Here is a 22131-nt window from a genome sequence, read left to right on the forward strand (position 1 = left end):
GACAAGGAAAACAAATGTATTCCTTTATAATCTCCCTCTAATACTCCAAACGATTTGCTGTATTCTTGTTTCTCGATACTGATATATTTATATTCCTTATTTTATTTCGGAAAATTTTTATATTTACACTCTTAGAATTGTTTTTACATAACCCCAAATTAGGCATTTGAACAAGTTACAATACCTAATTGTAGGTCATATTTTGTTGGTGAGTGCATTCACAATAATCTATCGCCTTACTTATTGCGGGACGTATTTTCATTATGGCTCGCTAAAAAAATACATGGGGGTTATAAAATGAATAATTTTCAACAAGAACTACAAACGTTAAATTTGAATGATTATCATACTGGAAATGTCGTATACTGGGATAGCCAAAGTCCTTATCCATACTATATTGATGAGGACTATACTCGCCGTTGCGGAGGATGTGGTCGTTGCGGAGGATTCGGTCGTTGCGGAGGATTCGGTCGTTGTGGAGGATTTGGTCGCTGCGGATTCGGATGCTTTGGATGTTTTGGATGCATTGGCTTTGGATGTGGCGGTTGTGGTGGCTGTGGTGGTTGTGGTGGTTGTGGCGGCGGATTCTGCTGGGACGGAGTATGCTTTATTTAATTTCTATTTTTTAATTGAAACTTCAAATTCAAAATGTATATTGTATTCCATATGAACATTTAAAACCTTTTTATAGTAAACACGGATTTCAAGAAGTAGTAGATTTAGCTGCGGTTTCTAAACAGATTATAGATAAATATAATTGGTGCTTAAAGCAATATGATATAAAAACATTGTTAATGAAATTATAGACTTGAGAACACACATAAGCTGTGTTTTTTTTGTTTTTCGAAAAAGTACAGACAAGGAAAACAAATGTATTCCTTTATAATCTCCCTCTAATACTCCAAACGATTTGCTGTATACTTGTTTTTTGATATTGGTATATTTATATTCCTTATTTTATTTCGGGAAATTTTTATATTCACACTCTTAGAATTATTTTTATATAACCCCAAATTAGGCATTTGAACAAGTTACAATACCTAATTATAGGTCATACTTTGTTGAAGAGTGCATTCAAAAAACTATTGTCCTACCTATTACAGGACGTATTTTTATTATGGCTTGCTAATTATTTACATGGGGGGTTATGAAATGAATAATTTTCAACATGAATTACAAGCGTTAAATCTGAATAATTATCAAACTGGAAATGTCGTATACTGGGATAGCCAAATTCCATATTCATACTATATTGATGAGGACTATACTCGTCGTTGCGGAGGATGTGGCCGTTGCGGAGGATGTGGTCGTTGCGGAGGATTTGGATGCTTTGGATGCGGTGGTTGTGGTGGTTGCTTCGGATGCTCATTGTTCTGGTTTATTTAATATTGATTTGTTAACGGAAATTTTATTTCAAGAAAAGTGTTGCTACATGATTTTTGTTGCAGAAACACTTTTCTTGAACTGTTCTTCACTTTTCCATTTGACATAAGAAAAAATAGGATACATAAAATTGTTATGACGGAAGTTATCACACTTATTCAAGAACAATGAACAGAGAAGGAGGAGTACAATGACAAAATTAAACGCTTCTACACGTTTGAAAATGAAAAGAGATACTTTTTTTCTCTCTGATCCAAAAGGAGAAGTGTATTTTAGAAATAATGCCAGTTCTTTCCGAATGGAAGGGAAATCTATCAACCAATGGATTGAAAAACTGATACCAATGTTCAATGGAGAATACACATTAGGAAATTTGACAGATGGCTTATCTGAGCCGTATCGAAAGCGAGTATTTGAAATAGCAGAAATACTGTACCAAAATGAATTTGCAACAGATATAAGTGAAGATCATCCACACCAATTACCAGAAAACATTCTCCAAAAATATGCATCTCAAATTGAATTTTTAGATAACCTCGGCGTTTCAGGTGCATATCGTTTTCAATCTTATCGCCAAACGAAAGTATTGGTTGTTGGCTCTGGTTCTTTTTTTGTTTCTCTTATTTCCGCATTACTTGAATCTGGGTTACCGAAATTTCATATGATGATTACTGATCCAGTATCAACCAATCAGAGACGAATAAAAGAATTAATAGAACATGCCCAAAAAACAGACCCCGAAGTGAGGGTCGAAGAAATTTTTCCGCAAAAAGAAAAAGTAAATATTTTAAAAAGGGCTTTGCAGCCATTTCATACAATTTTGTATGTAACACAAGAAGAAGACATAGAGGAATTAAAAATTCTTCATTCCATTTGTAAAGAAGAAAAAAAGATATTCATCCCCGCAATATATATGCAAGGAGTCGGATTAGCCGGGCCACTCGTACACCCAGAAAGTGATGCTTGCTGGGAATCAGCTTGGCGACGTATACACAAGTCTGCATTTTCTAAAACTTCTCAAGAACACACTTTTTCTTCTACAACAGAAGCAATGTTAGCAAATGTAATTGTATTTGAACTGTTTAAGAATGTTACAGATGTAACGAGCTCCACCCAAACGAATCAATTTTTTCTGCTAAATTCCGAAACGTTGGAAGGAAACTGGCATTCATTTCTGCCTCATCCTTTAGTAACTGAGAAAATGGAAATTGAATGGGTTCGGGATTTCCATACGAGAATCAAACAGAACGCAAATAAAAACGAATTGAATGAATCTATTCCGAACTTGAATTACCTTGTATCAAAAGAAGCAGGGATTTTTCATATTTGGGAAGCAGGGGACTTGAAACAGCTGCCATTGGCTCAATGTCGTATTCAAGCAGTTGATCCGCTGTCAGAAGGGCCTGCTGAATTATTACCAGATATGATTTGTACAGGTTTAACACATATGGAAGCAAGGTACGAAGCTGGATTAGCCGGAGTTGAGACTTATATGTCACAAATGGCTAGCTTACTTGTTTCAAAACTTTCCGAACATCCGCAAATAAAGAAAACTATGACAGATTCACAAAAGATTATAGGAATTGGAACCGGAAAAACAATTTCAGAATGTGTTTTACGAGGATTACAAAAGTGTTTGAATGAAGAATTTCATAAAAGACAAATGAGTCAAAATATTGCTATTTCTCGGGTAGAATTAGACGCAATAGAAGATGAGCGCTGCCGCTTTTATTTGCAAGCACTTACCACTCTGCAAGGAACACCCACAATCGCTTTTGGAGAACCCATTTTCGATTTTCCTGTTATATGGGTCGGCACGAATAATCGTTGGTACGGAAGTGTAGGATTCGATATAACTATTGCACTGCGAAATGCATTACAGCAGGCACTTATAGAAGCACAAAATTGTGATGATTGTCTTACATCACAAGCATTAGAGTCTTCATCAGTTTTATTACCAGATAAAACGCCATTGCATTTCGTTATTTCTTCTTACGAAGACAAGACACAATTAGAAATATTACAATCTGCTGAACAGATACTAAAACAGAACGGAAAACGGCTCTGTGTATTTGAAATAACGCTAGAAGCAGTCTGGAAGGAGGAATTTGCAGGAATATTTGGAGTATTATTGGGAGAGGAGGAATCCCAATGAGCACCTCCATTTTAATTATTGGAGAGGGACTATTGGCAAATCACGTATATGAAGAATTATCTGTCCAATATGAAATCAATCAACACACTGACTTTGATCTAAAAATACCCGCAACAACTGATTTAGTTCTCCTATTACACGATACTTGGAATCCTTCTTTTCATGTAGAAGCAGAACGTATACTTCAATCAACGAATATTCCTTGGCTGCGAGCCTTCGTTTCATTCGGAGAAGGAATAATAGGTCCACTAGTTCGTCCCGGTACACCAGGGTGTTCCCAATGTGCAGATATACGCCGTACTTTCGCAGGAAATGATTCTAAAGAGATGTGGAAGATATCACAGAGCCTAACAACAAAAAAGGAAATGCCTCGAGACACATGGGCATCAAGGAATGGATTATTACAGATGACGCATATTTTGTTAGAAGAAGTACGGTGCATTTTGCAAGATGATCATGCACGATCAGAAGGTCACATGTTTTTCGTTAATTTACAAACATTGAAAAGCTCATATCATTTTTTTCTACCTCATCCTTTATGCTCGAATTGTAGTCAATTGCTTAATGATTCATCAAATTTAGCCGAGATTTCATTACAATCAAGCCCGAAGATTAATTTAAATGATTATCGTTGTCGTTCGATCTCTGAACTTAGTAAAGTATTAGCCAAGGATTATCTAGATTATGAAACTGGGTTTTTAAATGCTAAAATGTATAACCTTACACCTCCATTTGCGGAGGTAACTGTAAATCTTCCGTTTCTCTTTGGAAATGAAGTAACAGCTGGCCGTACCCATTCATATGCAACTAGTGAATTAACGGCTATTTTAGAAGGATTAGAACGATATTGCGGTCTAGAACCTCGGGGGAAACGTACAGTTATTCAGGACACATTCCGTAATTTAGCTCATCAAGCACTTAATCCCCTTGAAGTGGGTGTACATGCAAAGGAACAATATATGCAGCCTAATTTTCCATTTAAACCGTTTCATCCAGATCGTCCAATGAATTGGGTATGGGGTTATTCATTTTTGCAAGAACGTCCAATTTTAGTTCCAGAACTACTTGCTTATTATAGTTTAGGCGGTAGAGATGGTTTTGTTTATGAAACTTCCAATGGTTGTGCATTGGGTGGCAGTTTAGAGGAAGCAATTTTTTATGGCATTTTGGAAATAATTGAGCGCGATTCATTTTTGTTAACTTGGTATGCTCAGCTTCCTCTCCCGCGTCTTGATCTTTCTTCTGTCCATGATCAAGAGTTGCAGTTGATGATAGAACGCGTGCGTGCAGTAGGGGGATATGATATACATTTGTTTAACTCGACCATGGAGCACGGAATTCCAAGTATCTGGGCACTGGCAAAAAACAGAAAGGAGAAGGGAATAAATATTATCTGTGCAGCTGGAGCTCATTTAGATCCGGTACGGGCAACGAAAAGTGCAATATATGAATTAGCTGGCATGATGTTAACGCTTGATAATGAATTTGAGGCGAATCGTAAGAAATATGTACAGATGTTCCATAATCCTTCCCTCGTGAAGCAAATGCCTGACCATCCTATGGTATGCGGTTTGCCAGAAGCAGAAGAACGGTTTCAGTTTTTGCTAGATAAGAATTGTCCGTTACAAATATTTGCTGAGGCATTCAAACAGAAAACGAGACATGCGGATTTGACAGATGATTTAAGAGAAATGCTTCAGTTGTTGCACCAGTTAAACTTCGATGTGATTGTAGTAGATCAGACAACACCAGAAATAATGCGAAATGGATTACATTGTGTGAAAGTACTCATTCCAGGAATGTTGCCAATGACATTTGGGCACCATCTTACGCGCTTAACAGGTCTAGAGAGAGTATTACGGGTACCAATGGAACTTGGGTATACGAAGCAAGCGCTAACGTTTGAACAACTCAATCCACATCCGCATCCGTTTGCGTAAGTGATGATTAGGAGGGAGAAGGATGAGTTTAGAGACATTTTTAAACAATTTACATTTTAACACCGACGAATCAACATCTTCGACTTGGGAGGTGGATTGGGAAGACGGTCCACTTTCATATAAGCTTTATCGGGGCTTACCAGGAATTCCGTTATCTTCAGAAGTAACACTGACACTTGAAAATTTCGAATTATCAACAGAACCAAATCTTCGCGAAATCGGTCATTTTCTCTGGTACGTATTTGGGATTACTCAATTCTGTCAGTCAACCTTACCAACACCAGAAATAAATTTTATGCAGTCGTATCGGAGATTTGTTCCCTCGGGTGGAGGCTTATATCCAAATGAATTGTATATATATTTAAAGACAGAAAATGTGCCTGTTGGGATTTATCACTATGATGTGGCACACCACCGCTTAGTGTTAATAAGAGAAGGTCATTTTGATTCCTATGTAACGCGGGCTCTTGGAAATAGTTGTGACATATCCACTTGTTTTGGTGTTGTTTTTGTATCGACAATGTTTTGGAAAAACTTCTTTAAATACCATAACTTTTCTTATCGTCTGCAAGGATTGGATGCAGGCGTGTTAATAGGACAATTGCTAGAAGTGGCAAAAAAATTTGAATTCACATCAAGCGTGCATTTTCAATTTCTAGACCGGGCCATCAATCATTTACTTGGTTTATCCGAAAAAGAGGAGAGTGCGTATGCAGTTATCCCTCTATCGGTAAATTCTGTAACCCCGCGGTTTAATAATGAAGATGATGCTATAAATAAGGAAGTCTCTGCTGCTCAATTATGTGAAGAATTACCAGTTATTCATCATAATCACTATGTCCGATCACGAAAGATTGCGGAGTATCCGATGGTGATTCAAATGAATGAAGCATCTATGCTTGAATCTACACGTTTGTTTCAAAAAATCAAGAGTGAAACAAATAAAATGCGTGATGGTCAAGCGTTAGTTCTTCCACGTATAAAGCGAATGTCCTACGACTTAGCATCGGCGTGCCAAAATCGATTTTCACCGGACATGGATTTTACTTTTAGGAAAATAAATCAAGAACAATTGACTAAGTTATTATATGAAGCAACTGCTTCCTTTACCTATCAAAACGATTTGGATGAAACGTACGAAGCACGCATGACCCGAGTCTCAATGTATGTATGTGTATTTGGCGTTGAAGGTATCCCAAACGGCGTTTATCATTATGACAGTGATGCTCATACATTACGACAAATACAGCTTGGAGATTATCGACTTTTACTGCAAAGCGGGATGACATTCCACAATGTGAATCTATTCCAAGTGCCGCTTTGTCTACATGTAGTAGGGGATAAAAATCATCTCAAAACAGCACTTGGATATAGAGGATATCGCATTCAACAGATGGAAGCAGGCATCCTTGTACAAAAATTATTGTTAGCAGCTTCTGCCCTTGGGCTAGGAGGACACCCGCTTCTTGGGTTCGATGTTAACGTGTGCGATGAAATTTATAAGATAAGTTCAGAAGAAAAAACGAGCCTAATCCAGATACCGATTGGTTTCTATCGGCAACGTCCTTGGTTGAAAGGGAGTTTGCATTGTTAAATTGTTACCAATTAAAAATAGCCTAATTTACCCCGTCTTAACGGGCAGTAATACTCCCGCTTCAAAATTCGGTGAAAGCATTGTCCATCTCCAGTGGCTAGAATGTTCGGTGGGAGATAAACTGCTAGCATGCGCCCGATTGGTTAGGGCTAATAATCAGTGGGGGATGAAGAAAATCCCCACTGATGAAAGTTTCACTTTATAAGGAATCTCAGATCGCTTGCATGAAATGAATGCAAGCTTTTTTATGTAGAAAACACTTTATATAGGGATAGCACTAAATGCACATCAAGCCAAACTAAGATTATATAAGATTAATTTTAGTTTAAGCGGGAGGTTCCATTTTTTAATTAAGCTGCATGATAGTGTGGCAAAGAACAATTGTATACGATGCCTAAAATATCAAAGGCCATAGGCGTAACCATGATTTACCATTGACATTCCCTCATAACCTTATCAAAATTCACATAATGTACAAAATTTAACTATTTGCACTATGGTAATATTAGTTATGTAATGATATTATTTTAAAACGTAACGGAGATGATAAAATATGACGACCTGGTTTATAGTTTCGTTGATTATTTTTGGTTTGATTAAAATAATAGTGACATCTATTCCAACCTCTGTTGTAGACTCATTTGTCAGCAAATTTGAATTGCATCCAACGCTTGATGATGCGAGTGTCACTGTAACATTCGACGGAAAACGCTTACAAAATGAAGAAAAAATTAAAGTTATTACTCATTTTAACGAAGCGTTATTTTTAGATAAATATTACTTTCCCCCACAGAGCAGTGGGACTCCAGTTGTAATTGATACTAAGAGGGGAAAAAAGGATGTTCGGTTTTCTGTATACAGCTATGATGATCACGTTGATGTGTTCAGACAATACAAGAAGAAAGTAGTCGCGTACAGCCTGCGTTCCGATGGCCTTCAAAAAAAGTCTATGTTAGTAACGGGAGATGTAGTTTAAAAAGATCGTCAATGAGACGGTCTTTTTTTAAAATTCATTATAAATACTGATAAGTTAATTTTTTACATTTTTACCAATCGTAAATGAATTGAATGACAGAGGAAGTAGTTCTCATAGTTTGCAAGAAAAATTCACAATGGAGTGTTCCAGTACTTTCATCTCTTTGTGATATTACATTCTTAAAATACAAAAGCCTCAAAAACTACAGTTTTTGAGGCTTTTGTTTCTTTAAATTAGAGGAACAAAATTTTCTTTTAAAAAATCTATTTTTATTGACAGTATTTCTATAATGTTTAGGATAAGTGTTTAACATCCTTTGTTACTTCTATTTTACTTTGAGCGGACTTCTTATGAAGCCACTCATAAATAATTGGAATGATAATAAAACTGTTAATTGTTGATGTTACCATTCCTCCTATAACCACGATACCTAATGTTTGAGAAATAACCGTATCCGCATTATGAGAAAATGCAAGTGGTAACAAAGTAAGGATTGTTGCTGCTGCTGTCATTAAAATTGGTCTAATCCTTGAAAGGCTACCATTCAAAACAGCCTCTTTAATAGGCATTCCTTCTTTTCGATTTCGTTCGATTTTGTCGATTAATACAATTCCGTTCGTTACCACGATTCCCGTCAACATAAGTACCCCAATTAAGGCCGCTAAGTTCCACTCCCCGCCGAATAGCACTAGTGCAACTACGACACCACTTAAGGCAAGAGGGATGCTGAGTAGCACAGCTAATGGAGCTCTCCAACCTTTAAATACTGATGAAATAATCAGTAACACTAACAAAATGGAGAACGCTATAGCAACGGACATATCAAAAATCATTTGTTTGACTTGTTCTGATATACCACCTATAGAATAACTTACACCATTCGGAAGCTTCATGTTTTGCAGTGTTTGATCTACTTGGCCTGAAACTTTGTTAATGTCATTTGAAGTAATTTGAGCTGTAACGGTAGAAAATGGTTGGCCATCTCGCTCACTGATTGTAGACGGAGATGCATCTTTTGTAATCGTTGCTAGCTGGTCAAATCTTACACTATTTCCATTTTTCGTTTGGAACGTTTCAGATCCTAATGAAGTCATTACATCACTTGGCGAAGCATTGATTTGAACCTTTGAATCCTGTCCAGAAGCAATTTGATCTAAATATACGTCTACTGGAAGGTTCTTGTGATCAATGGTAATCGTTGCATCCTTCGCTTGTGCCATATATCTGTTTACTACTTTTAGGATGTCGGCAACATTCACACCTTGTTGTTCAATAGCTGAACGATTTAAAGTTACTTTATATTTAGGTAATCCATTTGTTAAATCTACTTTTCCATCTACGCTTAATCCAGGTATTTTTGCTAACTCCGTTCTTACCTTTTGAGCCGTTTGATCGAGTGTAACTTGGTCTGCGCCAGTCAGCAATAGTTTCATTTGTGAATCATCACCAGAGATATTTTGACTAGTTACGGTATAGGCTACTTTATCGGAAAGATGCGGCAATTGAGATTGCAAATTTTGAATAACAGAATCTGCATCCTTATCATTTTTCAATGCAACAGAGAGATTCGCGACATTTGGACTTTGAATAAATCCTCCTCCTTGGTCGAACACATCATCACTTTGAGGAGTCATAGTGGAACCAAAGCTAGAAGAATACGATTTTACCTTTGGATTTTCTTTTAAAGTTTGTTCCACTTTTTGAACTTCTGCATCTACTTCTGGTAATGTGCTTCCTTTTGGTAATTCTACCTTAACGGCAATTTGACCAGATTTAGCGCTTGGCAAAAAGTTAATTGGAAGGAAAGCAGCATAAATGGCTGCGAACACAAAGATAATAACAGATCCAAACACCATTGTTTTTTTATGTTTTAAAGCAGATTGTAAAACCGGCTTCATCTTCGGCTCTATGCTTACTGATTTTTTATTGGATGGAGCACCTTTCCAACCCATGAATGCTAAAGCTGGGATGACGAACATCGCAACAAAGAATGAAGTAATAAGCGCAATGACTACTGACCAAGCAAATCCACTGTAAGATGCACTGATCATACCTCCTACCATGGTGATCGGTATATATACTGCGATAGTTGTTAAAGTGGATGCGAGAATCGCAGGTAACATTTCTGTTACCGCAGACCCTAGTAATGAGAGTAAAGATTTCTCTTTTGATTCTTCTCTTTTACGGTACATGTTATCCAAAATGACAATCGAATCATCCACAATTCGTCCCATCGCTACAATCAAACCGGAAACTGTTAAAATATTTAACGTGATACCCATAGATTTTAATATCGCAGTTGTTGCCAAAAGGGAAATCGGCAATGAGATTGCGATAAGCAAAGTGGATCGAACGTTACGGAAAAAGAAAAATACACAGATCATGGAGAATAAACAGCCGAGTAATCCTTCTCGAACTAATCCGAATAAGGAACTATTTAACTCCTGTTCGCGATCCAATAATACTTGCATTGAAACGTTACCATTTTTAACGGAATCAAGATGTTGTACTCGATCTTTTACCTGTTGTGCTACGTCTGTAATATTAGCAGAAGGAGTTTTAATGACATTTAGCACTACGCTAGCTTGACCATTTGTTCTAGACACAGTCTTCACATCATTTAGGGAACGAGAGATATCTGCAATCGCTGATAACGGTACAGTTTTCCCTTCTGCATTTTTAACAGGTACATTTTTTATTTGTTGTTCATCTAGTGTTAACCCATCAAAGCTTACTGGAATGGATAATTGATTATTTAGCATTGTTCCTTTTGGTAAACTTGGAAGGGATGTAGCTAAAGATTTATTTACATCATCTAGCGTTAGTTCGTTTTTTGCTAAATCCTTCATGCGTACGTTTAATACAAATCCATCCTTTGCTCCGCCAAAGACGCTCACATCTGAAACACCTGGTACGGATTTGAGTTGTTTTACAATGTCTTGTTGTACGTTAGAGCGCAGTTCTTGTTCATTAAACTTAGAGCTTGTTAAGCTATACGTTAAAACAGGAAATGAACTTGTAGTTATTCTTGTCACAGTTGGTTTCGCTGTAACAGTAGGCGGTAACTGTGCATTTGCCAGCGCTTTGTTTACTTCGTCTTCTGCTTTCTTCATGTTAAAATTCATAGGAAAATACAAACTCATAAACAAACCGCCATCGTAAGAGGTTGTCTCTACGTTCGCTAATCCGTCTACAGTTTGAGCAGCACTTGCAAGCGGGTCTGTAATCTCTTTCTTGATTTGATCTGCTTGCTCCGCAGGAACACGCATACTTACTGTAAGAGTAGTATTGTTAATTCCTGGTAAGTAGTCGCGCTGCATCTGGAAAGCAGAAATGCCTCCCCAAGCCAATATAATGAGGGCACAAACAATCATTAATATGCCTCGTTGCATCGATCCCTCAACAATCTTTTTCATTCTCTTACCTCCTCGTTTCATTCATGTAAATCGAATTTTTTAAAAAATTGCAGTTCTCTAGTAATCATAGGATCTTGCGTTCCTATTGCAGCCTATTTTTTATTAGAAATATCCTTATCTTTCTGGACTTAAATCTTTATGGCTGTATTTAGCTAGGAAAGGGATATGTTCCGTTACTTTCCTATATAGAGAGAACACGACTTGCACTAACGGCTCCAATTTTTGGGAGAACTGCATAACCAATATGCTTGTCCCATATGAAACAAGGGCGCCGCCAATCACATCTGCAGGATAATGGACTCCGACGAATACGCGGGAAATGCCAACAATGATAGCCCATACTAATACGGGATATTTCCACGAATCGTTTCGCAGCAACAGCGTACATGCTATAGAAAATACTAATACCGAGTGATCACTTACAAATGAAGAGTCAGCCGGATGCGGTATTAATTGATGAACATGATGTGCCACGAATGGACGTGGATGATAATAGAAAAGGTGAAGGATTGCGTTTATGGACAATCCAAGTAAGCAAGAAAAGACAATGTATATAGCTGTATATTGTTTCTCTGCTCTTTTTTCTTTTTTTGCAGTAAACCATAGAAATAACATAAATGCGATTACGACATAAGGGACGCTATTAGTGATGAATATCATACCTCTATCTAGAAAAGAGGAGCGGCCGGCTAAATCGTTAATCCATTGAAATATTTCAAAGTTCATATTGTTCAGCTCCTTATTTATAGGTTTTGGTGTCTTATGTAGGAAGATGAAAAACGCAAGTTCACCAAAAATGTGTATACTAAGTGTATCGTGAGAAGCTGAACATCCTATGAAAATTACATTAAAAATGAATTAAAAATGAAAAGGAACCGAGAATTTAGTGCTATAGTAGTTTATAAATGAAAATAAATACAAAAAAAGAATGAGGCTCGGAGGAATGACATGGAACATTTTATTTCAATATTTCAGCATCACAGTTACATTATTTTATTCTCTGTTATTGCACTTGAACTGCTTGCGATTCCGATTTCGGCTGAATTCTTTATGAGTTATGCCGGATACTGTGTGTTTCAAGGGAAAATGGATTACACTTTAGCCATTCTGACAGCTATTGCGGCAGGAGGAGTCGGAATTACAGCTACATACTGGATCGGAAGGTTGGGAGGTTATAAACTGATAAAGAAATATGGGCGGTATATTCACCTTGGTCCTAAGAATTACAAAAAAACAGCCGCCTGGATGGAACGATCAGGCAGTAAGTTGTTGCTATTTGCTTATTTCATTCCTGGGGTTCGACACTTTACCGGATACGTATCCGGTATTTCTAGGATGCCGTATCGAACTTTTGTTGTTCCAGCATATATAGGGGCGAGTTTATGGGGATTTTCCTTTATTACACTAGGTAAAATATTAGGACCGCGCTGGCAGGACTTTCATAAATTGGCCGGTCGATATCTCATCTACATTGTTCTTGTACTCGCTATCGTCATAGCGGGGTTACTAATTTACAAATTTTACAAAAAACAAATCAAAAACTTTTTCATACGACTGCTTAATCGGCTCATTTCTTATTTTCGAACAATCCGAGCAACGGAAGTGTTTCTTATCAGTCTTACATTAGTTTTATTAGGAATGATAACCTTAATGCTCGGGCTTGCAGAAGATTATTTATATAATGAGTTTACTCAATTTAATGAAGTTACTATATATATTGTTCACTCGATCCTTCAAACAGGTTGGACAAGTATTATGAAAGGATTCTTGCCGTTGCAGTCAGCTATCGCATTTAGTGTTCTAATTATTATTACGATTTTAGCCATTTGGAAAAAAGGAAGGAATAGATGGCTTGAATGCCTTTTACTCGTTATCGCCATACTTGGAGCGCCTTTGTATCGTAATACTGTCTTACACGGGCTGTCATATTTTCATTCTGTCGGAAAAGGAGCAACGATTCATTCTTCTGCTTTTCCGGATGAAAAAGCAACGATCACCATCATTGTGTATGGAACCTGCTTATTTCTAATTGTACGCCACCTGAAGAATAAATATATACAATTTATTGTCCCTCTTCTGGGTATCTTACTTTTACTTTGTATAGCAATTGCAAACATTGCGTTTTCTCATATACTCCCAAGCGATATCGTGGGTGGATATGTATATGGCGGGGTGTGGATGTTCTTGAATTTCTTGCTGTTTGAGATGCTGCGCCTTATAGTAAATAAACAAATTTAATGTCCCGTGCATACAAAACGTTTTCATGGGAATATGTCAGACAATGAATGTAGAAAGAAGAGGAGATTATGAACAAACGTATTTTAGTTGTAGAAGATGAAGTACAAATAGCAAGAGTACTACAGTTAGAATTGGAGTATGAAGGATACGAAGTATTAGTAAAACATGATGGGAAATCAGGATTAGAAGTAGCTTTACAAGCAAATTTAGATTTAATCTTGCTGGATGTAATGTTGCCAGAATTGAGCGGTATAGAAGTGTTACGACGATTAAGAAAGGCTGATATCTATGTACCAGTAATCCTTTTAACAGCTCGAAATACAACATTAGATAAAGTCATGGGCTTAGATCAAGGGGCAAATGATTATGTTACAAAACCGTTTGAAATGGAGGAACTTCTTGCGCGGGTACGTTCAAGCATTCGTTCGAACACTATGATTACAGCTGGTGTCTCGTTGAATGAACAAACACCTCTTTTATCCATTGCTGATTTATCGATAAACATTGATACGAGAGAAGTGACAAGAAACGAAAAATCCATTTCACTAACTCCCAAAGAGTATGATTTATTAGTATATCTACTTACGAATAAAAACAAGATAGTAACACGTGAAGGCATTCTTACGCACGTATGGGGATATGAATATGAAGGCGAAACGAACGTAATCGATGTGTATATTCGACATCTTAGAAAGAAGATAGACGAGGAGTTTTCTTCTCCTTTAATTCATACAATCCGGGGAATAGGGTATTCCATAAGGGAGAAATAAGATGAAGATCACAACAAAAATTAATTTATTAACAACAGCTTGGCTACTTTGTATATTACTAATTATAAACGTTGTTGTATTTTTTTCTTTTATGAAAACAACTGTAAATATGGAAGAAGAAGTGCTGTTTCAAAAAGCGCACGATATTATACAAGAGCTTCATAAACAAAATACAACGACGCTAACAGAAGACACATTAAAATCATATTTAGTTACCCATTCTTTTATTCGGATTATAACCCCCGATTCTCATGTGATAAGCCAAGTCACAGATGATGAGCATTTAACTGATATAGAAGGGAAATTCTCTAAAAAATCTGAGTCACAACTATACAAAATTCGAGAGGAGCAAATCTTGATTACCCGTGTCCCTATAACTTCGCATAATCATGTTATGGGCACCTTGGAAATTGGCGAGCGATTAACCGGGCTGGAAACGAGAAAAGACATTTTATTATCTATTCTTGTTGCTTGTTCCGCTATTGCTATTATATTATCTCTTCTTGGTGGAAGATGGTTGTCAAATATTATTATGCGACCTATTTCCAATATGATTAAAACGATGGAAGATATTGAACAAAGCGGTGTTCCAAAAACAATCGCTATTCATAAACAAACAAAGGATGAGCTTGAAAAATTGGCTACAGCTTTTAATCTTATGATAAAGAGGCTGCAAGAAAACTCTGAAAAACAAAAACAATTTATTTCGGATGCATCTCATGAACTAAAGACCCCTCTTACAGTCATTAGAAGTTATGCCAATTTAGTAAGAAGACGAGGCATCAAAAATGAAGAAATGACAATAGAAGCGATTGAGGCAATCCACTCAGAAGCAACTCGAATGCAAAGAATGACGGAAGCATTACTGGATTTAGCAGCGTCAGAAAAAGAAACTGTTTTAGAAATAAAATCATCTGATTTAGTATCACTATGCCACAGCATTCTACAGCAATTCAAAGACGTTTACAGAAGAGAAATTACACTCCATTACAATCAAGCACCTATCATGGTTAAAATGGATGAGTTAAAGATAAAACAAGTCATCATCATATTGCTCGATAACGCTATCAAATATAGTTTTGACAAAATTGAAATTTTCCTAGAGAAGAATAAAGATTATGCTGTTATACGAGTAAGCGATTCTGGTATCGGTATACCTAAGGAAGAAATAGAGTATATTTTTGAACGATTTTACCGGGTAGATAAAGCAAGGAGTCGAGAGACAGGAGGTACGGGATTAGGGCTAGCTATCGCAAAAAATATTATGAAACAGCATAAAGGAGAAATTAAGATACGAAGTGAGGAAGGAAAAGGAACCGATGTGGACTTGCTTTTACCTATTTCCTATATGAATGAATAAAGTAGTGAGACGAAAAAATAAGAGTGAGGATAGACATTAAAAACCTCAATCATCGTATTATTTGGTTTCTTTAATTTCTACACTTTTTGCGTTTAGCCATTTCTGACCGACGCCTTGTCCTCATTTTTAGATTTTGCAATCATTTAGATACAGTTTGTTTCATACGGACTTTACTGCACCTTTACAGAAGGACGACAAAAAGTTTATTATATCCGAAGGACAGAGAAGTATAGTGATAGGCACCTTTAATGCTATAACGGATTTGCCGGCAAATATTTGGATCTATATCTATCATTGTTTGCAGTCAAGATGATTTGTATGATTGCTGTAATCGCTGCATTATTGATGATAGGCATGTGTATTTAAGGAGGATTATTTTTACGAAATGAAATTGAAATTACAACTAACTCGTGCATTTTTTATTAGTCTCTTATGTGCTAGTGCATTTGGATTCATTGCACTGCTTATAAGTGATAAGCGAATTGCTGGATTTGACAATACCGTCATTTCTTTTATTCAAGGACTGGAATCTCCAACACTTACAAGTATCATGAAATTCTGTACTTTTATCGGGTCAGGATTACCCGTTGTTTTTATTACGTTAGCTATAATCCTGTTTTTATATAAGGTTTTGCACCATCGAAGAGAATTGATTTTATTCGGATGGGTTGTTATTGGGTCAGCACTTCTAAATTGGATATTAAAGATGATATTTCATCGTGCTAGACCAACTATTCATCGCATTGTTGAAGCGAATGGATTCAGTTTCCCTAGTGGTCATTCGATGGCAGCGTTTAGTTTGTACGGGATCGTCACTTTTTTGCTATGGCGACATGTGAAAAGTTCATTTGGCCGTATTATTTTAATTTTCATTGGCGCAACAATGATTATTGCTATTGGCGTAAGTCGTATATACTTAGGAGTTCATTATCCAAGTGATGTACTTGGAGGGTACTTAGCTAGCGGATCTTGGCTTGCTGCTTCCATCTGGACTTATCAGTTATATGAAGAAAGACGTTATAGCGCAAAACAAGACTAACATTAAAGTCGTTAAAGATTTATCCAAAACCTTCTTTTTTTTTTAGAATTTTGATGACGGGATAAAACAATTAGATAATAAAAATCAATGCCTAATTTCATTTACCGTATTTTTACAATTAGTAAAAAACAAGAGAATAAATATGTGGGATTAACTCCTAATCATTCAAATAGAGTAGAAAAGAGTAGTATAGGACATAATTACATTTGAAAAGATGTTAAGGAGATGATTCAAATGGAAAAACAGCCTAATTTTAATAAAAAAACAAACATTAGAAAATTAAATACGGAGGAAAACGCTATTTACAGCGATCCAAAAGATGCAAGTAATATGCAACCAGTACCACAGCCGAAAGATTATGATGAAATAGAATATTAATTAATTAGCAAAAAGAAACCGAAACGATATTGTTTCGGTTTCTTTTTCATTTTACTATTCACTATAAGTCGCTGAGAAAAAGAAGGAGAGTGTATATATTTCAGCTAGAGAAAAACAGTGAAACAAAATATAAGATTTCATAGCTTACAAACAAAAAGAATGCTATTCTTTTTGTAGAGTATTTGAAATAATTTCCTTTTGTTTTTTATTTCTTTTGATTTTAGAGATATGTAGCTAAATCTCTTCAAAACAAACGAAAAATTCTAAAATGGAGGCATAGGACTATGATTCAGTATAAAGATAATCACATAACCATCTTTCAAAGCGCTCTTTATCAAACAAACGCAGTTATTATAGAAACTGATAAATTGGTATTAGTTATAGATCCTACTTGGTTACCTAATGAAGTAAATGCAATTCAGAACTATGTTTATAAAAATAAAAAACATAAAGACGTTTACTTACTTTTTACACATTCCGATTTTGATCATATTTTAGGTTACGGTGCATTTTCTCACGTCAAAGTAATTGCAAGTCAGAAATTAAAAGATAACCCCGACAAGCAATCAATTATCAATAGTATTAAAGATTTTGATGATTCCTATTATTTAACAAGAGGATATGAAATAAAGTTTCCAAATGTAGATATTTCAATTAGCAAAGAATATGAGGAATTAGAAATAGGAGACATAAAATTTTATTTTTATCAGGCTCCAGGTCATACTGAAGATGGCATCATTACAGTTATCGAACCATTTGGTATCGTAATAGCTGGGGACTACTTATCCAATGTAGAGTTTCCATATATTTATCATAGCAGTGATGACTATTTAACAACTTTAAAAAAATTTGAATCTATAATAAAGGAATATGATATTAATATTTTAATACCAGGACATGGAGAATTTACAAATGATAAAACAGAGATGAAAAAGAGAATAGCCGAGTCAATTGATTATATTTTACAAGTGAAACAATTACTACTAGAAGACAAGCAAGAAGAAACATACGACATCATAAAAAAATATAATTATCCAAAAGCAATGAAAAAATTTCATGATTATAATCTTACCTTGTTCAAAAAAGAGTTAACATTATAAAGTCATTTCTTCTTTGCCCGAAGTAATACAAATAGGAATCTAAGGGTGATCAAAGGTATTATTCTGCCTGCTCACTCACCTACAGAAAAACGAGTGAAAATCTAATAGATAATTGTATCATGTTTGATGATTAGACAGCTTAATTGAAAATTACACGTGATGTGGCAGTCCCCAAATAATCATATTAGGTGACTGCTTTTCTGGTACTACTTCTAATTAGATGGAGGAAGAGAAAGAAAGACTAATGAACCAATGAGCTCAACTGAAATACTAAAATCATCCTCAATTGTAATTTCTACACATGCAACTAACGGTAATGTAATGATGATTACGTTACCATCAATTGAAACCCCTGGTGAACATGTATCGTAGTCACTAATAGCAAGCTCTATGTCTGTATCTGGAGCAATTAAAATTTCTAAACATATATTCATGCATTGCTCGAATGAATAAGCTATTGTAAACCTCTCCTTTCCAAATAACCCATACTTCATATGTAGATAGACACATAAAGTAGCGTTTATAAAAACAAGAATGAATAAAAAAGCGCTAAATATGATGCTCTTTGAAGGAAATCCTCTTACCATTCTATTTAAAGGTATATCCTCTTGATTGGACAGGTTATCTATTTATAAAAAATAATGTACGTAGTAAGAAAAAGCGTAAAAAAACACTATATAGGCCACTTTTTTTTAAATGAGGAACAACAACAATTCCTCCTAGCTGGTTTGTTGCTCAGAAGTTACTTAGTTCGTAAGGATAGGGACAGGAAAAAATTAATCTTTACATAGGTAATGTATTGGAGGTTTTATCATCTCTCATGTGGAATAGAATCTTATCCATACATTACTAATTTTTTAGGGGGAATTGTAATGAATTTTAAGTTAGCCTCTGTAACACTAGCTACAGCTTTAGCATTCGGCGCTCTAGCAGGAAACAATGTGTCAGCACAAACAAAAACAACAACCAGCTCAGCTCAAACAGAAAAGAATTACTTGATTGCCTTTAAGAAAGATTTACCAAGCAATTATGAATCTATTATTTCGAATGCAGGTGGACAAGTTCTCCGCGCCATTCCTGCCATCGGTGCTTTAGAAGTAAAATCAAGCAACGATTCTTTTTTGGATAATTTGAAAGGAGTTTCTTCTATCCAAGCTGCGAATAAAGAAATTGTTCATGCTTTAGATAAAGAAGAAATAAGTCCAGCAGCAGCGGATGGACAGCCAGTAACTGATATCCCGCAGCCGGAAAATATAGACAGCTATTGGAAATATCAATGGGACATAAAAGATATAACAAATGACGGCGCATCCTATAAGATTAATGGAGGAACAGGAAAAGGAGCAACAGTTGGTGTAATCGACAGCGGTATTGACGCGAATCATCCTGATTTAATAAAAAACTATACCGGCGGTCAAAACTTTGTACCAGCTGGAACTGACAAGGATGAAACTGAAACAGGTAATCCTAAAGATGTGAGAGATCGCGGGGGACATGGAACTCATGTAGCAGGTTCAATTGCAGCGAACGGTAAGCTAAAAGGGGTTGGGCCGGATCTTAAAATTAAGGCATATCGCGTTTTTCCTAAATCGGGGAGTGCACCTACAGCTTGGATTGTAGACGCTATTGTTGCGGCTGCAAATGATAAAGTAGACGTTATTAATATGTCGATCGGTGGATTTGATAGCTTGAAATACTATTCAAATGGTCAAAAATATAGCGATATTGCTGATGTTCTTCTTTGGAAGCGTGCAATTGAGTATGCCGTACAAAAAAATGTAACAGTCGTGGCTGCAGCTGGAAATGAATCATTGAATATGAATGATAAGAAAATGGTAACAGATTACTTAAATAAGGAATACGGACCCTTGGGCCTTATTTTTAAAGGTCCGTCTGTTGAAACTCCTGGTCAAATTCCGGGTGTAGTCACTGTATCTTCTTCTAATCAATGGTCAAAAGATAAAATTGCATTCTACTCTAACTATGGAAACAGCTTTATTGATGTAGCGGCACCAGGCGGTGATAACGGCCCTGTTTATGCTGAAACAGGAAATTTAGCACAGCGTGACTTCCATTATCGTGCATTAAGTACTTGGCCAACATATTTGAACCCATATTTCACCTCAAATCTGCATAACTATGCTTTAATGCATGGAACATCAATGGCTTCGCCAAAAGTAGCGGGAATTGCCGGGGTTATTAAAGCAGCTCATCCAACCTATTCTCCTGCACAAGTAGCAAACTTAATTAAACAAACAGCAAAAGATTACGGTAAACCAGGACACGATGCTTTATTTGGAGATGGTGAAGCAAATATTTATAACGCGTTATTAAATATAAAAAAATAACAAAGAATCTTGAGAGTTTTTAGGGTTTTCATTAACCCGCATGTAAATTATATGTTAAAAGTCCAGTTGTAATCTTAAATCAGGTGGTATTATCCCTTTTGAGTAGACAGTGTAAAAAGACTGTTTTTGATAAGTAAGTGTTACACTCTATTTGGAGGGGATTTTCTTTGGCTAAAAAAGGACAAACATTTCAACCGTATACAGAAGAATTCAAACGTAAGGCAGTCATGCTGTATGTAAATGGAGAAAAGAGTTATCAGATTCTGGCAAATGAACTAGGGCTTAGAAGTCCTACTCAATTGAAAGATTGGGTAAAGAAGCATAAGCAGGGTGAGCCTTTGGCTGATCAACGAGGGGGAGAATCAAGAGAACTCAATCCCTTTCATCGCTTATCTAAAACAACATTTAAAAGTATCGAGGAAGAAAGAGATTATTTAAAAGCGCAGGTTGAATACTTAAAAAAGCAGTATCCAAATCTACATGGGAAGGATGGGTTCCAAAAGTAAAACGTTTTGAGATCATTCACGAATTACACAAGAATTATCCTATTACCTGGCTCGTAACGATTGCGGGTGTTTCCCGATCTGGCTACTATAAATGGAGAGAAACGGAGAAAGTTCGAAAAAAAAGGTACCAATATGAACAACTCTTGAAGAAACATTTAATGGCTATCCATCATACACGTCCTTTTTATGGATGTCCCCGCTTGCAAATAGCACTGAAAAAAGAAGGGTTTCATGTGAATCATAAACGTGTGTATAGGTTAATGAAAGAGCTGAATATTCGGTCTGTAATTCGAAAGAAACGCCGTTTCTTTGGGCGGAAGGCCTCTATCATACAACCGAATCGACTCAATCGTGTATTTAAAACGAATAAACCAAACCGTCTTTATGTTACAGATATAACCTATCTAGATCTTGGAGATCGTTTCTATTACCTGTCTGCCATCCAAGATCTTTTTAATAATGAAATCGTCGCGTGGGAGCTATCCAAACGAAATGATTTGAAGCTGGTGAGTGATACTGTCAAAAAACTGGCTACAACAAGAGAAGTACAAGGAGCAATCCTTCATTCAGACCAGGGTTTCCAGTATACATCTAAAACATACAATGATCAAATTAAAACATTCGGGATAATAGGTAGTCATTCTCGCAAGGGAAACTGTCTAGATAATGCATGCATTGAATCCTTCTTTTCACATGTCAAAACAGAGAATATGTATTTTTCTGGATGTAAAACAGAAAACGATCTCTATCGAGCCATTGAGGATTATATTTGGTTCTATAATCATGAACGATTTCAGAAAAAACTGAATCAGTGTGCTCCAATCGAATATCGGAACACACTGATTGCATAGTCTTTTTTGAATCTGTCCACTTGACAGGGGTAAGACCACAGGTTACAACTGGACTTTTTATGTCGGAATGAGCTTAT

General features: G+C 36.2%; 17 protein-coding genes. 14 read left to right on the forward strand and 3 right to left on the reverse strand.

Annotation, left to right across the window (positions count from 1 at the left end; all coding sequences use genetic code 11):
- Nucleotides 1-297 precede the first annotated feature (297 nt).
- The 6 genes from AB1279_RS12485 to AB1279_RS12510 all read left to right on the forward strand — a co-directional run bounded on the left by AB1279_RS12485 (nt 298) and on the right by AB1279_RS12510 (nt 8048).
- A complete protein-coding gene (locus AB1279_RS12485; RefSeq protein ID WP_429759063.1) occupies nt 298-615 on the forward strand; it encodes a heterocycloanthracin/sonorensin family bacteriocin in 318 nt (105 codons plus the stop codon).
- 537 nt (nt 616-1152) lie between these two features.
- Nucleotides 1153-1386: a heterocycloanthracin/sonorensin family bacteriocin gene (locus AB1279_RS12490; protein WP_429749696.1), complete on the forward strand. Its 234-nt coding sequence runs from the start codon at nt 1153-1155 to the stop codon at nt 1384-1386.
- Between the two features lie 187 nt (nt 1387-1573).
- A complete protein-coding gene (locus AB1279_RS12495; protein WP_429759065.1) occupies nt 1574-3538 on the forward strand; it encodes a putative thiazole-containing bacteriocin maturation protein in 1965 nt (654 codons plus the stop codon).
- Entirely contained in the window at nt 3535-5478 is a 1944-nt protein-coding gene (locus AB1279_RS12500; protein WP_429759067.1) for a TOMM precursor leader peptide-binding protein, read from the forward strand. Before AB1279_RS12495 ends, AB1279_RS12500 begins: the two co-directional genes overlap by 4 nt.
- 22 nt (nt 5479-5500) lie before the next feature.
- The gene (locus AB1279_RS12505; protein ID WP_429759068.1) at nt 5501-7072 is read left to right on the forward strand and encodes a SagB family peptide dehydrogenase; all 1572 of its coding nucleotides are present in this window, start codon (nt 5501-5503) and stop codon (nt 7070-7072) included.
- Nucleotides 7073-7625: 553 nt separating this feature from the next.
- Nucleotides 7626-8048, forward strand: a complete 423-nt coding sequence (locus tag AB1279_RS12510) for a YfmQ family protein (RefSeq protein WP_429759069.1) — start codon at nt 7626-7628, stop codon at nt 8046-8048.
- A 293-nt stretch (nt 8049-8341) separates the two neighbouring features.
- Here AB1279_RS12510 and AB1279_RS12515 read toward each other — a convergent pair whose 3' ends face one another.
- Nucleotides 8342-11464 carry an efflux RND transporter permease subunit gene (locus AB1279_RS12515; RefSeq protein ID WP_429759071.1) on the reverse strand — a complete coding sequence of 1041 codons (3123 nt, stop codon included), beginning with the start codon at nt 11462-11464 and terminating at the stop codon, nt 8342-8344.
- 114 nt (nt 11465-11578) lie between these two features.
- Nucleotides 11579-12190 (reverse strand): undecaprenyl-diphosphatase, encoded by a 612-nt coding sequence (locus tag AB1279_RS12520; RefSeq protein WP_429759073.1) that lies wholly within the window; start codon nt 12188-12190, stop codon nt 11579-11581.
- Nucleotides 12191-12412: 222 nt separating this feature from the next.
- Here AB1279_RS12520 and AB1279_RS12525 point away from each other — a divergent pair, with 222 nt between their 5' ends.
- From AB1279_RS12525 to AB1279_RS12550, 6 genes are all read left to right on the forward strand, one after another.
- The gene (locus AB1279_RS12525) at nt 12413-13702 is read left to right on the forward strand and encodes a VTT domain-containing protein (RefSeq protein WP_429759075.1); all 1290 of its coding nucleotides are present in this window, start codon (nt 12413-12415) and stop codon (nt 13700-13702) included.
- A gap of 68 nt (nt 13703-13770) precedes the next feature.
- A complete protein-coding gene (locus tag AB1279_RS12530; protein ID WP_429759076.1) occupies nt 13771-14472 on the forward strand; it encodes a response regulator transcription factor in 702 nt (233 codons plus the stop codon).
- A gap of 1 nt (nt 14473) precedes the next feature.
- Entirely contained in the window at nt 14474-15832 is a 1359-nt protein-coding gene (locus AB1279_RS12535; RefSeq protein WP_429759078.1) for a HAMP domain-containing sensor histidine kinase, read from the forward strand.
- A gap of 385 nt (nt 15833-16217) precedes the next feature.
- Nucleotides 16218-16871, forward strand: a complete 654-nt coding sequence (locus AB1279_RS12540) for a phosphatase PAP2 family protein (protein WP_429759080.1) — start codon at nt 16218-16220, stop codon at nt 16869-16871.
- A gap of 234 nt (nt 16872-17105) precedes the next feature.
- Nucleotides 17106-17249 (forward strand): hypothetical protein, encoded by a 144-nt coding sequence (locus AB1279_RS12545; RefSeq protein ID WP_336480690.1) that lies wholly within the window; start codon nt 17106-17108, stop codon nt 17247-17249.
- 284 nt (nt 17250-17533) lie between these two features.
- Complete coding sequence (locus AB1279_RS12550; protein ID WP_429759082.1) at nt 17534-18349, forward strand: MBL fold metallo-hydrolase; 816 nt, start codon at nt 17534-17536, stop codon at nt 18347-18349.
- A gap of 212 nt (nt 18350-18561) precedes the next feature.
- Here AB1279_RS12550 and AB1279_RS12555 read toward each other — a convergent pair whose 3' ends face one another.
- Nucleotides 18562-18843 carry a hypothetical protein gene (locus AB1279_RS12555; RefSeq protein WP_429759084.1) on the reverse strand — a complete coding sequence of 94 codons (282 nt, stop codon included), beginning with the start codon at nt 18841-18843 and terminating at the stop codon, nt 18562-18564.
- Nucleotides 18844-19221: 378 nt separating this feature from the next.
- Between AB1279_RS12555 and AB1279_RS12560 the strand changes: the two genes are divergently transcribed.
- Nucleotides 19222-20697, forward strand: coding sequence for a S8 family serine peptidase (locus AB1279_RS12560; protein WP_429759086.1), 1476 nt, complete (start codon nt 19222-19224; stop codon nt 20695-20697).
- 167 nt (nt 20698-20864) lie between these two features.
- A protein-coding gene (locus AB1279_RS12565; RefSeq protein ID WP_429758578.1) for an IS3 family transposase occupies nt 20865-22054 on the forward strand; the annotation gives its coding sequence in 2 pieces (ribosomal slippage) (nt 20865-21165 and nt 21165-22054; 1191 coding nt in all).
- Nucleotides 22055-22131 lie beyond the last annotated feature (77 nt).

This window comes from Bacillus sp. S14(2024), assembly GCF_050473785.1.
Classification (GTDB): Bacteria; Bacillota; Bacilli; order Bacillales; family Bacillaceae_G; genus Bacillus_A; species Bacillus_A yunxiaonensis.